We start from the raw sequence: 13,246 nt of genomic DNA on the forward strand, positions 1-13,246 counted from the left end.
CAGCCACCACAGGGGCACGGCACCCCTACGGCCGGAATCAGCCGCCGCGCCGCACCCGGGCCGCCTTGCGGACCTCCGCGATCTCGCGGGCCTCGCTGCTCGTGCGGGACGACCTGCCGCCGGAGCCGCTCTTCGCGTCCATGGTGCTGCCCAGGCCGCGGAACGGGGCGTTGTGGTTCTTGGGGCGCGGTGCGGCGGGCCCGACGTCGAGAGGCTTTCCGGAGGGGGCCTTGTCGCCGGTGATCCGGCTTATCTCCGCTCGCCGGACCGCACTTTGGTGACCTTGGGGACGACGCCGGCGTCCGCCGTGACCTGGCTCGTCTCGCGCCGCTGTCCCGACAGCACGAGTGTCACGACGGTGCCGGAGCGTCCGACCCGGGCCGTGCGGCCCGCGCGGTGCAGATAGTCCTTCGGGTCGGTGGCCGGGGCGACGTTGACCACGAGGTCGAGGTCGTCGACGTGCAGGCCGCGTGCGGCGACGTTCGTCGCTACCAGCGAGGTGACCTGCCCGTTCTTGAACCGGGCCAGCGTCCGGGGGCGCTGCGGCTGCGACTTGCCGCTGTGCAGTGCGGCGGCGGCCACGCCGCTGGCCCGCAGATGCCGCGTGAGCTGGTCGACGCCGTGCTTGGTGTCCAGGAACAGCAGGACGCAGCCGGGCGGCGATCTCCGTGGTCACGGCGTACCGGTCCGGGCCGTGCACGGCGAAGACGTGGTGCACGATCGCAGAGACCGCGCCGGACGAGGGGTCCACGGAGTGGACGGCGGGTCCGAAGGGACCGTACCGAGGAAGGCGCGGCGGGGACGCGGCCACCAGCCAGGGACACCTGACGGAGCACCGGCACAGCGACGCTGCAAACGCTCAGCGTTAGCACGGGGCACGCCGCCTGAGCCTCCCGCGGCCGCGCCGCCAGGCCGAGGAACGACAGCCGGACCTGCCTGCGCGGATTGCCTCGACGCACCTGGACCACAAGGCCTCCACCTGAGAAACGCCCCCGCCCTGGACCTTGTGAACGCCAGAAAACGCTTCGAACGATCTGCGCCATGTGGCGCCACAGGGACACCCCCAGCCTCGAAGTCGGGCTTCTTCCAGACCCGCAAAGAAAGGCGCCTGACCTGGGCGTGTACCCGTCAGGCACCTTTCACGCGCAGTGCTCTCGGCTCAGGGACTGCTCGATGAGCGTCAAGCGCATTCGGCACGGCCTACACCGATGTAGAGCCAGAACTGGATCCCGGTGTGCTGGTGTGCGGTTCACCCCTGCCTCGTCCCGACGCGACCACGTCCATGGGCCGGTGCCGGTGGCGGACCGGCGGCAGGGTCACCTCGAGTGGCCGTCGGAGCGCCGGCGGTGGAGCGTGAAGGTCTCGAACACCGACAGGTCGCCGTTCGGCTTGTTCACGTTGTAGTAGGTCACGTGCATGCGGGTGGTGTCACCGGCGTGCCGGCCGGGGTCGACGGTGAAGGCGGCGAAGCCGTAGGGGTGCTCGATGTCCCGGACTCCGGTCCAGACCGCCTCCTCCTTGGTGTAGGTGGAGGTGCGCTTGCCGTTGGAGCCGGGGGTCGCCGACACAGCGGTGATCACCTTGGCGGTGCCGTCCGTGAAGAACTTCTCGTTCGTCGTGCCCGAGACGCCTCCGCCGCCGAGGATCATGTGCACGGTGCCAAGACCGGTGTCGATGGAGTCGGTGGCCTGGGAGACCGGACGAGGGGTCAGCGTCTCGCTGCCGGTGACGACGCCGCGGACGGCGAGCGAGCGCTCGTAGTTGTGCTCATGGCCGCACAGCACGAGGTCCACGCCGTACCTGTCGAACAGGGGACCGTACTTCTGGCGCAGACCGAGGTCGGCGCCGTTCGCGTCCGAGGAGCTGATCATGACCTGGTGCATGGCGACGACCACCCAGTCGATGTCCCCGGAGGAGCGCGCCGCCTTCAGCTCCTTTTCCAGGAAGGCGAGTTGCCGTCCGCCGGAGTAGCCGCTGATGTAGACGTCGCCACCGTCCTGGAGGCAGTTGTCGTCGTTCTGCAGCACGATCACCCGGACGGAGCCGACCGTGAACGCGTACCACAGGCCCGCGAGTTCGGCGTCGGTCTCGGTCGAGGGGAGGGTGAAGTAGGTCTGGTAGGCGCCGAGCCCGAGTGGGCCGTTGGCCTTCTCGATCTCGTGGTTGCCGGCTGCGGGCATCCAGGGGCGGAAGCGCGCGGAACGGGTGTTGTTGGTGAAGAAGTTGTTCCAGGTACGCACCCGGTCGACGTCCAGGTTCGCGTAGCACAGGTCGCCGTTGAGCAGATGGAAGAGCGGGGCGACCTGCTCGATGCCGGTGACGATGTCCTTCGTCGCGGGGGTGGAGTTCGCGTCGAGCGCCACCGTGCCGTTGGCCGCCCAGGTCACCTGCGGAGCGGACTGGTCGCCGAAGCTGGTGAAGGTGAACGGCTTCCGTCCGCGCGGAGCGGTGCGGAACGTACCGCTGTCGGGCGTCGTCCCCTCGTGGGTGGCGAGGTAGACGTAGTCGGTGCCCTGGGGTGAGCCGGTTCAGCGAGGCGTGGTGAACATAGACGGTACGGCTGGAGGTGCCGTCCACGTAGGTGACGGTCCGGGCGTCGGCGCTGGATCCGAAGCCGTGCTCCAGCGTGCCGTAGTGCACAACGGGTCTGGTCACCGGTCTGTCGGTGATCCACGACACCGTCATCTGGGTGCGCGGGTCTGCCCCGAAGGTCAGGTGCAGCCCTTGGACCGGCGGCGCACCGGCCGAGTCCGCGGTGAGGTGAAGGGCCGGAGCGGCCTGTGCCGTACCTGCTCCCAGCAACGGGGTGACGGCCGCGCCGGCCCCTGCCGTACCGAGGAGGCCCAGCGCGTGGCGACGGCTGACCCCCTCGGAAGACTGCGTCGACCCGTCCGGTGTCCCTGTCTGTGTGGCCATGGTGCCCTCTCTGGCGAGCAGTTGAGCTGACAACGACCGCACCCTGGCGCGCCCCGGCGGCCCCTGAGTGAACGGTGCGTTGCCAGACGGTCATTGCGCCGCGAGTGGCGGGCCACGGAGGCGATTCTTGCCCCTGCCTTTGCCAGTGGCCGCCCCGCCGTTGACGCGACCGCCCCGCGCATCCGCTCAACGGCGGCCCGTGCGGCGGCCTCACGACGTGACCGGGCGCTGGACGCCACTGGACGCCAGTTGGGCAGGACAGAGAGGGCAGGGGCTCCGCCAGTACGCGATCGGCCCGCTCGGCGCCAGGTCGATGAGCGGGTCCCTTCAGCCCGGTCGCCCTTCGTGATGCGGGCGCGACGGATCAGCCGAGGTCGAGCCGTTCCTCGTAGAAGCCGCCGAACTCGCGCCCCCGGTCGACGAGGTGGATCTCGAGGATCCAGTGGCAGCGGCGCCCGGCCTTGTCGGTCCGCCGCATCGGGGTGTCGTTGCCGGGCGCGACATACGACTCGACGTCCGCACCGTCGATCGTCTCGTGCGGGAACTCGCCGACCAGGTGTCCGGCGTGCCAGCCGCCCAGTTCCCAGCCCGCGTCGGTAGCAAGCCGCTCGACCTCGGCGTACAGCCGCTTGCCGGTGATGTCCGGGTCGCGCTCGAAGAAGTGCCGCCCGGCCGCGAAGACCTTGGGCAGGTCGTCGCGCAGCCGCTGCTTGACCGGGTCGTCGCCGAGGACGAAGGTGCGCCCGAAGTCGGCCTCGTACTCCTCGAAGATGGGCCCGAAGTCGGCGAACACGATGTCGTCCGCGCCGATCACCCGGTCCGGCGGATTCTCCCGGTACGGCTTCAGCGTGTTCGGGCCCGAGCGCACGATCCGCTTGTGCCAGTGGCGGGTCGTGCCGAACAGTTCGTTCGCCAGGTCCCGGATCCGGTCACTGACCGCCCGTTCGCCCTCCCCCGGCGCGACCAGCCCGCGCACCTCGATCTCCGCGAACAGCCGCTCGGCCTTCGCCTGGGCATCCAGCAGACGCGCGGCGCGCGTGGGTTCGTCATCCGCCATGGGGCCGACCGTAGGCGTGTGAATCATCGTCCGGCAACCTGGTTCGTCACGGCTGCAGTCGCCGCCAGGACCAGTCCACGCCCTATGACCGAAGTGCCGGACAGTCCGGCGCAGCGGCGTGCGGTGCCCCTCATCCCGTCAGCGGGATCAGCGGCACCGGGGTGTGGGGCTGCCAATCCGGTGGTACGGCGGCGAGCGCGTCGGCGAGGGCGGCGCCGTGCAGGAACGCGGGCCGGTGTCCGCCGACGGGGCTGGCGGTGGCGCCGTCCCAGGTGACGGGGATCAGCCGGGTACGACCGGGGGCGGCGGTGATGTCACCGGTCAGCGGGATGCGGGGCAGGGCCGGCAGTGGGCGTCCGGTCAGGCCTGCGAGGAGTGGGGCGAGCAGGGTGTGGGCGGCGGTCAGGGCCGCGTACGGATTTCCGGGAAGGCCCACGATCCAGCGGCGGTCGGGGAGTCGGGCGAGCAGTTGAGGGTGGCCGGGGCGGACGGCGACCGCGTCCACCACCCACCGGGCTCCGTGCTCGACCAGCAGCCGCCTCAGCTGGTCGGTGGCTCCGACCGAGGTGGAGCCGGTCACCACGATCACCTCGGTGTCGTACGACGTGGTGAGCACGACGGTGGCCAGTGACCCCACGGGGTGGTCCGGCACGGGGCGTACGTCGGTGACCTTGCCGCCGAGCGTGTGCACCAGCGGCGGCAGCAACGGGCCCAGCGCGTCGCGTACCTGGCCGGGGGCGGGCTGCCCGGAACGGATCAGTTCGTCGCCGGTGACCAGGATCCGGACGCGGGCCCTGGGCCGTACCGGCAGCATGTCCTGGCCGCAGGCGGCGGCCAGGCCGAGCAGGGCGGGACCGACCCGCGTCCCTGCCGGCGCCAGGCACGCGCCCGCTGAAGCGTCCTCGCCCACCCGGCGGAGGTGTTCCCCGGGAGCCGGCACCGGGCCGCGTACCGTCGCCCCGTCCCGCACCGCGTGCTCCAGTGGCAGCACCGCCTCGGCGCCGCGGGGCATCTGCGCCCCGGTGGAGATCTCCACCGCCTCGCCGCCGGCCAGTCCCGCCGGCGCCTCGGTGGCACCCGCGCGCATCGCTCCGGCCGACAGCAGCCACGGTCCGGGGCCGGCGACGGCGTATCCGTCCATGGCCGCGGTGTCGAAGGCCGGCAGTGGCTGCCGGGCGCACAGGTCCTCGGCCAGCGTCAGTCCGGCGGCCCGTGTGAGCGCTACCTGCCCGGCGGGCAGGGGCGTGGGGGCCGCGTGGGCCAGTTCGCGCGCCCGCGACCACGGCCCGTCGCGGCAGGAGGTCACCGGGGCTGCGGCAAGTACGGTCATGTGTCCACCGTGCCGCCGTCGTTTTACCCCCTATGGCGCCGGAAGTTGCCGCCGCGCACCAAGCCGCTCACGCCTGCCTCGCTGGGGCGGTGAGGCGGTGAGGCGGTGAGGCGGCGGGTGCACACGACCAGCCGTACCGCCCGTGGAACTCGGACCGCGTCCGGCTGGAGCCGTAGTTCTCGTCCCAGGCACTGAGCCGAGAGGCTCAGCCGACCCGTACGGCACGGGCCAGGAAGTGCTGCCGCGCGTCCTCGTAACGGGCCAGCCGCCAGCCGGCCGCATCCAGCGCGGGCCGCAGGTTGGTCTCGGCCAGCGGGTCGTCGGGGTCCAGTGGGCGGCCGTGCCGGGCGGCGCGTCCGACGCGGCCCGAGGGGTGGAAGAGCAGGAGGGTGCCGCCCGGAGCGGTCACCCGGGCCCATTCGCCCAGTGCCGGTGCGGGTTCGGGAAGGTGGTTGATGAGTCCGGCGCTGAAGATGCCGTCCACCGAGCCGGAGGACAGGGGCAGGTGGCAGGCGTCGGCGAGCAGCAACGCCGCAATCTCGTTACGGCCGTGCCGGGCGGCGGCGTCGAGCATCGCCGCGGTGACGTCCACCCCGAGGACCACACCCTTGTCTCCGACTCCCGCCCGCAGCGCGGGCAGCGCCCGTCCGGTGCCGCACCCCAGGTCGACCACCGTCTGCCCCGCGCCGATCCCCATCCGGGCCACGGCAGCCGCGTAGACGGGTCCGTCGGCCGCGAAGCGCTCCTCCCAGGTCTCCGCCCTCGGCGTGAAGAACGTACGGGTCGACGTGTAGCCGGCGCGGGCCGCCACCAGCGCGGCGAACCGATCCAGTACCCGGGCCCGGTGGGGCGCGAGGACCGCCAGCTCTTCGAGCGCGTCCTCGCGCACGCCCGGCGCGGCAGCCGCGTCATCCGGGAACGCGGTTGCGAAGGCGTCGACCGCGGCGACGTCGACCTCCAGTGGAGCGGGCGCGGAGCGCCCGTAGGGCTGCGCGGCGGAGCCGGGCAGTGCTTTGTCCAGGCCGGTGTTGCCCGCGTGACGGCAGTGCAGGAGTGTTCCGGCGGGGCTGGGTTCGGCTGATCGGGTCCGGGGTGTCGGTGGTGGGTGTTAGCGTCCGGATCATGCAGCTTCGGTATGCCTTCCGTCTCGACCCGAATCTGGGCCAGCGTGCTGCGCTGGCGCGGGCATTCGGGTGTGCGCGGGTGGTGTACAACGACGCGGTTGCCGCCCGTGAACAGGCCCGGCGGGAGAGATCCCCGTACCCGGGCGCGGCCGTGCTGTCGAAGACGCTGATCACTCAGGCGAAGACCACGTCCGGGCGGCACTGGCTGGGCGAGGTGTCGGCAGTGGTACTGCAGCAGGCACTGCGGGATGTGGAGCGTGCCTACACCAACTTCTTCGCCTCGGTGAAGGGCGTCCGTTAGTCACTACCACTGGTAAGGCAGGTACTTCCCGTCGAGGGTGATGACGACCCGGTCGCCCTCGGGGTCAGGAACACGCCGGACGTCGAGCCGGAAGTTGATCGCGCTCATGATGCCGTCGCCGCACTGCTCGTGGATCAGCTCCTTGATGGTCGGCCCGTACACTTGGACGACCTCGTAGAGACGGTAGATCGTGGGATCCACGGGGACGGCCGCGTCCAGGGCTCCCCGGGTCGGCTGGAGTTGGAAGGCCAGGGCGGCGTCGTCACCGAGTTCGAGCAGTGCCGCCGCTGTGGCCGCCTCGTCCTTGCCCATCGGGTGCTGGCCGAGCAGGGCCGCCGTGGTCCAGGCGAGCGGCTTGCCGACCGCTTCGGCCAGTTGGGCCCATGTGACCCCGGTCTTCACCTTGGCCTGACGTACGGCTTCGGCGGCTTCCTGCTTGGTGAGCATGTGCATCTCCCTTGACGGCGGTGGTCCTGGTCGCACGTCACACCAGAGTAGGAGCCGTGTCGGGGCATTGACCTATTGACCCACTGGCCTACTAACGCACTGGCCCTACTGGCCTACACGAGGTACTGCCACTTGGTCATGCGGTCCTTCAGGTCCACGGTCGGCCCGTCCAGGGTGAAGGTCCCGTCTCCGCGGTGGTGAAACAGCTGCGGTTGGGGCTCGGAGGGGTCGGTCCACGCCCTGACGGCCTCCAGCAGGAAGAGGCTGTAGGGGGCCACGAGGCTGCTGTCGGCGACCCTGCACTCGATGTTGGCGAAGCATTCGGCCACCAGTGGCGCCTGGACCTCCGCAGCGGATACGGCGGTCAGGTCGAACTCCTCGAACTTGTCCACGTCGGCGCCCGAGCAGTTGCCGATGTCGACCACGGTGGCAGCCATGTCCGCCGTCGGGACCGAGATGACGCACTCGCCGGTTTCGACCAGAGCCTGATAGCTGTGGTCCCAGGGGCCGATGGTGCACGCGATCAGAGGCGGGTCATGGCGCACCATCATGTTGAACCCGTTGGTCATCACGTTCGGGATGCCGCGGTGCCGGGTGGTGACCAGGATAACGGGGCCAGGCTCGATCAGACGGTGAACCTGGTCCAGGGGGTGGGGCTGAAGGTCCTTCACGGTGATCATGTCTGCTCCTGGTGCCGTGCGATCCGCGCGTCGGCATCCCGGCCGGCGCTCTGTCTGTCGAATCGAGTGTCGGCAGTCGGGCACACCGCTATGAAGGCCGCGTTGTTCCTGGGTGCGGCAGGACCAGCCTCCACCGGCTCACCTGCTCACGTTCGCCGCTACTGCTCCTTGGCGGCGAGGTCGGACGCGGGCACAGCCGCCTGGGCATGCTTCGGATCGGTGGCCATGGTCCTCAGAGTCTCGAAGGCATCCGCGGTCGGGCTGGCCGGCTCAGCCTGATAGACCACCAGTTGCTGATGCGGGGCCCCATTGACCGTGAATGCCGCGAACTTGATATGCAGGTCTCCGACCACGGGGTGCTTGAGATGCTTCCCTTCCTGGGACTTTCCCTTGACCTCGTGCATCTGCCAAATCTCTGCGAACTCCTCGCTCTGGGCGGACAGTTCCGCCACGACCTCGGCGATGCGGGCCGATTCGGGATCGTGGCCGTAGGCTGCCCTGAGTTCGGCGACACAGGAGTGCGCCGCACGCTCCCATTCCTGGTAGAACTCGCGTCCTGCCGGGTCGACGAAGACCATGCGTGCGAGGTTGTCGAACTGTTCGAACCCACTGTGGAGAGCCGTGGCAAGGGAGTTGCCCGCCATGATGTCGAGGGCCGGGCCGATGACGAAGGCCGGAGTGTGCTCCCACCCGTCCATCAGCTGCAACAACTGCTGACTGACGTCCGCCTCTCCCCAGCCGTGCGGGCGCTGCGAGGAGGTCAGACAGAGGCGGTTGAGATGGTCGGCGGCCTCCGCATCCAGTTTCAGCGCTTGCGCCACGGCCTCGAGCACCTGCGGGGACGGGCTGTTTTCGCGCCCCTGTTCCAGCCTGATGTAGTAGTCGGAACTGACCCCGGCGAGCAGCGCGACTTCCTCTCTGCGCAGTCCCGGCACCCGACGTCGCCCATGTTCGGGGAGACCGACGTCGTGCGGCTTGAGGGCCTCTCGGCGGGCTCTGAGGAAATCACCCAAAGGTGTCCCATTGCTCATGTGGCAAGACTAGATGGTTTCCGGCCGATGAGAAGTGCCGGTCGCGGACTATTGCACCAAGTCGCACACTCTGCACACAGAGTAATTCACCGTCTTGGCGTACTTGGGTGGCCTCTTGTCGTCCGTCGGCTCCTTTGTCGTCCGTCGGCTCCTTGTGCCACCCGGGAGCCCGCAATCCTGGGTGTAATGCACCCACCGTCGGCGGAAGCTTTCCGGGCGTTTTCCGCCTAGCCTCGGCAGCATGGACAACGACACGCGCGCTGACTCGGTTGAAGGGCTGGGTCGGTTCCTCCGCTCCCGCAGGGAACGCCTCAGCCCCGTGGACGCAGGACTGCCCAGCGCCGGCCGGCGACGAGTGCCCGGCTTGCGGCGTGACGAGGTCGCGACGCTCGCAGGTGTCAGTCCGAGCTACTACAGCCGACTCGAGCAGGGCCGTGAACTCAGCCCCTCGCTCCGAGTGCTGGAGGCCATGGCCCGCGTGCTGCAACTCGGGGAGGAGGACAAGCGGGAACTCTTCCGGCTGGCCCAGCCGGCAACCCGCCGCACGAAGCGACCCTTCCGGGTCGAGCGTGTCCGCCCGCATCTGCGGCAACTGATCGAAAGCTGGACCAGGACGCCGGCCTTCATCGTCGGCCATGCCCAGGACCTGCTGGCCACCAACGCATTGGCCGACGCGCTCTACCGCGACTTCGCGCAGCACGACAACGTGCTGCGCATGCTCTTTCTGGACCCCGCGGCGAAGACCTTCTACAGGAACGCGGAGCGGGCCAAGCACCGTGCGGTCGCCGACCTTCAGCAGTCCGCCGCAAGCACGCCCGAGGATCCCCGCATCCTGGAGCTCGTCGGTGAACTGTCGGTGCACAGCGGGGAGTTCCGCTCCCTGTGGGCACGCGAGTACACCCGGGTCCCACCCTACGACGTCAAGCAGATCCACCACTCCGGCGTGGGAGATCTGGAGTTGCGGCATGAGGCCCTCGGCATCCGCAGTGTTCCGGGACAGCAGCTCGTCATCCTGCAGGCCGAGCCGGGCTCCCCCTCCGCCGACGGTCTGGCCCTGCTGAGCTCCATCGGCGCACCTGAAATACCTCACCAGCAGAATCCCGCACACGGCGCCTGAGCCGGGTGCCGTCGACGGCACCCGGAATTCGATCCAAGAAGTCACCGAAAATATGCACCGCGTCGGGTGTCAGCGGACTGAAAACCAGCTTCCGCACGTTTTCCGCACGTCGCGGCTCATCTGGCGGGACGGACGGCTGTGGTCCCAGCCCACCTCGGCTCAAGGACCCCTCGCCCGCAACACGTCCTCGACGGCGCGCTCGCGCCGCAGCCTCCGGTACTTCGCCCGGGCATCGGCTCGGCATGGCTGCCTCGTCTTCCTGGGTGTGGGACTCCCAGGAAAAGCGCGGCCTTCATACCGCCGTAGCCGACGGGCACACTCGAATACGTCAACAGGAAATCCCCGAGAAGGGGAAGCGACGAAAGAGGTCTTTCCCATGGCTACGTGGTTTGTCACCGGCGCCTCCCGTGGAATCGGCGCTGAAATCGCCCGCGCCGCTCTGGCCGGCGGTAACAATGTCGTGGTCGCCGTACGAAACCCGGAACGCGTGCCGGCCGATCTGAAGAACTCCGACAACGTCTTCGCGGTCGCCCTGGACGTCACGGACAACGACAGCATCCCGCGGGCGGTCGAGGCCGCCGTGAACCGGTTCGGCGGCATCGACGTCCTGGTCAACAACGCCGGCCGCGGCCTGCTCGGCGCGTTGGAGGAGATCACCGACGCGGAGGCCCGGTCACTGTTCGACCTCAACGTCTTCGGCCTGATCAACGTCACCCGTGCCGTACTGCCCGTCATGCGCAAGCAGGGGTCCGGCAGGCTGGTGCACATCGGTTCCCGGTCCGGTTTCGAGGGCGAGCCCGGCGTCAGCCTGTACAGCGCGTCGAAGTTCGCGGTCGCCGGCATCAGCGAAGCGCTCTCCGCCGAGATGGCGCCGTTCGGGATCCAGTCGATGGTCGTCGAGCCGGGCGTCTTCCGCACCGACTTCCTCGACGCCAGCTCCCTGTCGGTCGCCGCGAACCGCATCACCGACTACGACGACACTCCCGCGCACGTGACGCTGGACTGGATCGACCGGGCCAACCACGCCCAGCTCGGCGACCCCGTCAAGGGCGCCGCCCTGATCGTCGAGGTCGCTTCCACCGAGAAGCTGCCCACGCACCTCTACCTCGGGCTCGACACCCTCGAGCGGCTCGAGGTCAAGTACCAGCAGGTGCAGGACGATCTCGCCCCGTGGCGCGAGAAGTCCGCCGCCACCGCGCATGACGACGCCGCCTGACGCCATCGCGGTCGGGCACGCACAGCCTCCTCAAGCAGCCCTGCCGGGCAGGACGCCCGGCCCGGCCGGGCACCACACCGATCCGGCTGGCCCCGTTTTCCGATCATTCCGACACTCCCCCCTCCGATCAATCCGGTATTCCCCCCTTCCGATCACAGAGACTGAGGTTTTGTGATGTCTGCTGCTCTGCTCACCGGCACTCCCCTGGCCGGCCGTGTCGCTGTCGTCTCCGGCGCCTCCAGCGGCATGGGTGCCGTCACCGCCGAGCGCCTCGCCGAGCTCGGTGCCACGGTGGTCGTACTGGCCCGGCGCAAGGAGCGCCTCGACAGCCTGGTCAAGAACATCGAGGCCGCCGGCGGCACGGCACTCGCCCTGGCCGTCGACGTCACCGACCGCGCCGCCGTCCAGACCGCCGCCGACCAGGTCGCCGAGCGCTTCGGCAAGGCCGACCTCGTGTTCAACAACGCCGGCGTCCAGCTCATCTCCGGCATCGAGGAACTCAAGGTCGACGACTGGCAGCGCCAGATCGACCTCAACATCAGCGGCCTGATGAACGTCATCGCCGCGTTCCTCCCCCACCTGACGGACTCCGCCACCCAGGGCAAGCCCGCCGACCTGATCAACACCTCGTCCATCGCGGCCACCCGCATCCTGGCGAAGTTCTCGATCTACTCGGGCACCAAGGCCTACATCAGCCACCTCACCCGACTGCTCCGCGTCGAACTCGGCCCCAAGATGGTCCGCGTCGCCACCATCGAACCCGGCATGGTCGACACCGAACTCCCCGACCACGTCACCGACCCCGACGCCTCCAAGCTGATGGCCGACCTCATTCACGACATCGACTGCCTCCAGAGCGCCGACATCGCCGAAACCGTCGCCTTCATGGCCGCCGTGCCCCGCCACGTCAACCTCACCGAGATCACCATCATGCCCACGGCTCAGGCCATCTGAGGTCGGTCCCGTCATGGCGGGGGAGGAACAGCACTCGGCTGTTCCTCCCCCGCCAGCCCGGCACCGGGGTGGCTCACGGTGCCGACTGGATGTCCCCGTGCGTGGAGGACGCGATGGTGTCGCGGTGGGCGAAGTCGCCCGGGGGGATGCCGGGGTGGTGGCCGAGCCTGGCCGGCGGCACCGCGGCCGAGGGGCCGAGGGTGAGCCGGGAGACGATGCGATAGCGGTCGCCGCGGTAGATCGAGTGGACGTACTCGACGGGCTGCCCCGTGGTGTCCGAGGTGAGCCGCTCGAAGAGCAGCGCCGGGGACAGCTCGGGCACGTCGAGCAGCTCGGCCTCCGCCCGGGTGACGACGGTCGGCTCGATCGCCTGTACAGCCTCCTGGACGTGCACGCCATGCTGTTCGCGCAGGTGCTCGTACAGGTCGCCGGCTTCCAGTTCCTGGGCGGACAGGGTGGGGACCAGATCGGCCCTGATGTGCAGATGCTCGATGGCCATCGGGGCGCCGTCGACCTGGCGCAGCCGTGCCACGTACACGATCTCGACGGCGGGCGAGATGCGCAACTTGCGGCCCACACGCGCGCCGGCCGGAATGGTGGTGAACTCCAGCAGGCGACTCGACCAGGTCCCGGAGGCCTGGGGCACCGTCATGGCCTGCTGACCCGAGACGAGTTCCTGGGTGATCTTCTCGGGTGCCACGAACATGCCGCGACCGTGCTCCCGGACCAGGAGACCCGCGGCGACGAGCTCGTCGACCGCCGCGCGCAGGGTCGGGCGGGACACGCCCAGGCGGGCACACAGGGAACGCTCGGAGGGGATCGCGTCTCCCGGGCGCTGTGACTCGATGAGATCGAGGATGAAGTCGCGAACTCGCTCCCGTTTGAGCACCGCACCTGGTGCGTCAGCCTTCATGGTGCCCTCCCTCATGCGCGGAATATCCAGTTAACCAGTTGACCAGTGGTCACCCGCAACTGCCCCCTCGATCAGGCAAGTGTAACTGCCACCGAGAGATGATCCCCCAGATCCCGACTGGCCTGCGCCCCAAAACCCTTTGAAGTACGGGGGGTTGACG

The 13,246-nt window shown here is 69.5% G+C and carries 11 protein-coding genes and 3 pseudogenes; 4 read left to right on the plus strand and 10 right to left on the minus strand.

What is annotated here, in order from left to right; genetic code table 11:
* Positions 1 to 37: 37 nt before the first annotated feature.
* The 6 genes and pseudogenes from ACFZDJ_RS50635 to ACFZDJ_RS50660 form a co-directional block, all read right to left on the minus strand.
* Positions 38 to 766: pseudogene (locus ACFZDJ_RS50635) on the minus strand (helicase-related protein); the annotation flags it as partial.
* Positions 767 to 1,316: 550 nt separating this feature from the next.
* The gene (locus ACFZDJ_RS50640) at positions 1,317 to 2,387 is read right to left on the minus strand and encodes a metallophosphoesterase (protein ID WP_391069730.1); all 1,071 of its coding nucleotides are present in this window, start codon (positions 2,385 to 2,387) and stop codon (positions 1,317 to 1,319) included.
* Between the two features lie 181 nt (positions 2,388 to 2,568).
* Positions 2,569 to 2,916: pseudogene (locus ACFZDJ_RS50645) on the minus strand (fibronectin type III domain-containing protein); the annotation flags it as partial.
* Positions 2,917 to 3,280: 364 nt separating this feature from the next.
* On the minus strand, positions 3,281 to 3,973 hold the full coding sequence (locus ACFZDJ_RS50650) for a M24 family metallopeptidase (protein ID WP_391069732.1): 693 nt from the start codon (positions 3,971 to 3,973) through the stop codon (positions 3,281 to 3,283).
* Positions 3,974 to 4,103: 130 nt separating this feature from the next.
* On the minus strand, positions 4,104 to 5,303 hold the full coding sequence (locus ACFZDJ_RS50655; protein WP_391069734.1) for a molybdopterin-binding protein: 1,200 nt from the start codon (positions 5,301 to 5,303) through the stop codon (positions 4,104 to 4,106).
* 205 nt (positions 5,304 to 5,508) lie between these two features.
* The gene (locus ACFZDJ_RS50660; RefSeq protein ID WP_391069814.1) at positions 5,509 to 6,114 is read right to left on the minus strand and encodes a methyltransferase domain-containing protein; all 606 of its coding nucleotides are present in this window, start codon (positions 6,112 to 6,114) and stop codon (positions 5,509 to 5,511) included.
* A gap of 311 nt (positions 6,115 to 6,425) precedes the next feature.
* Between ACFZDJ_RS50660 and ACFZDJ_RS50665 the strand changes: the two are divergent.
* A pseudogene (locus ACFZDJ_RS50665) lies at positions 6,426 to 6,725 on the plus strand (helix-turn-helix domain-containing protein); the annotation flags it as partial.
* 6 nt (positions 6,726 to 6,731) lie between these two features.
* Here the strand turns inward: ACFZDJ_RS50665 and cynS are convergent.
* The 3 genes from cynS to ACFZDJ_RS50680 form a co-directional block, all read right to left on the minus strand.
* Positions 6,732 to 7,175 (minus strand): cyanase, encoded by a 444-nt coding sequence (gene cynS / locus ACFZDJ_RS50670; protein WP_391069735.1) that lies wholly within the window; start codon positions 7,173 to 7,175, stop codon positions 6,732 to 6,734.
* Positions 7,176 to 7,288: 113 nt separating this feature from the next.
* Entirely contained in the window at positions 7,289 to 7,855 is a 567-nt protein-coding gene (locus tag ACFZDJ_RS50675; protein WP_390939167.1) for a flavin reductase, read from the minus strand.
* A 158-nt stretch (positions 7,856 to 8,013) separates the two neighbouring features.
* On the minus strand, positions 8,014 to 8,886 hold the full coding sequence (locus tag ACFZDJ_RS50680; RefSeq protein WP_391069737.1) for a helix-turn-helix domain-containing protein: 873 nt from the start codon (positions 8,884 to 8,886) through the stop codon (positions 8,014 to 8,016).
* 241 nt (positions 8,887 to 9,127) lie between these two features.
* On the opposite strand from ACFZDJ_RS50680, the gene ACFZDJ_RS50685 reads away from it, so the two are divergent.
* From ACFZDJ_RS50685 to ACFZDJ_RS50695, 3 genes are all read left to right on the plus strand, one after another.
* Positions 9,128 to 10,003 carry a helix-turn-helix domain-containing protein gene (locus ACFZDJ_RS50685; RefSeq protein WP_391069739.1) on the plus strand — a complete coding sequence of 292 codons (876 nt, stop codon included), beginning with the start codon at positions 9,128 to 9,130 and terminating at the stop codon, positions 10,001 to 10,003.
* Positions 10,004 to 10,379: 376 nt separating this feature from the next.
* The gene (locus ACFZDJ_RS50690; RefSeq protein ID WP_391069740.1) at positions 10,380 to 11,219 is read left to right on the plus strand and encodes an SDR family NAD(P)-dependent oxidoreductase; all 840 of its coding nucleotides are present in this window, start codon (positions 10,380 to 10,382) and stop codon (positions 11,217 to 11,219) included.
* A 171-nt stretch (positions 11,220 to 11,390) separates the two neighbouring features.
* Complete coding sequence (locus tag ACFZDJ_RS50695) at positions 11,391 to 12,173, plus strand: SDR family NAD(P)-dependent oxidoreductase (protein WP_391069742.1); 783 nt, start codon at positions 11,391 to 11,393, stop codon at positions 12,171 to 12,173.
* Between the two features lie 73 nt (positions 12,174 to 12,246).
* Here ACFZDJ_RS50695 and ACFZDJ_RS50700 read toward each other — a convergent pair whose 3' ends face one another.
* Positions 12,247 to 13,086, minus strand: coding sequence for a UTRA domain-containing protein (locus tag ACFZDJ_RS50700; protein ID WP_390939177.1), 840 nt, complete (start codon positions 13,084 to 13,086; stop codon positions 12,247 to 12,249).
* Between the last annotated feature and the right edge of the window lie 160 nt (positions 13,087 to 13,246).

Source organism: Streptomyces sp. NPDC007896, assembly GCF_042959425.1.
Lineage (GTDB): Bacteria > Actinomycetota > Actinomycetes > Streptomycetales > Streptomycetaceae > Streptomyces.

Coding starts and splice junctions, on each gene's coding strand:
- ACFZDJ_RS50650 (WP_391069732.1), bottom strand. CDS start 3,973: ATGGCGGATGACGAACCCACGCGCGCCGCGCGTCTGCTGGATGCCCAG.
- ACFZDJ_RS50655 (WP_391069734.1), bottom strand. CDS start 5,303: ATGACCGTACTTGCCGCAGCCCCGGTGACCTCCTGCCGCGACGGGCCG.
- cynS (WP_391069735.1), bottom strand. CDS start 7,175: ATGCTCACCAAGCAGGAAGCCGCCGAAGCCGTACGTCAGGCCAAGGTG.
- ACFZDJ_RS50675 (WP_390939167.1), bottom strand. CDS start 7,855: ATGATCACCGTGAAGGACCTTCAGCCCCACCCCCTGGACCAGGTTCAC.
- ACFZDJ_RS50680 (WP_391069737.1), bottom strand. CDS start 8,886: ATGAGCAATGGGACACCTTTGGGTGATTTCCTCAGAGCCCGCCGAGAG.
- ACFZDJ_RS50685 (WP_391069739.1), top strand. CDS start 9,128: ATGGACAACGACACGCGCGCTGACTCGGTTGAAGGGCTGGGTCGGTTC.
- ACFZDJ_RS50690 (WP_391069740.1), top strand. CDS start 10,380: ATGGCTACGTGGTTTGTCACCGGCGCCTCCCGTGGAATCGGCGCTGAA.
- ACFZDJ_RS50700 (WP_390939177.1), bottom strand. CDS start 13,086: ATGAAGGCTGACGCACCAGGTGCGGTGCTCAAACGGGAGCGAGTTCGC.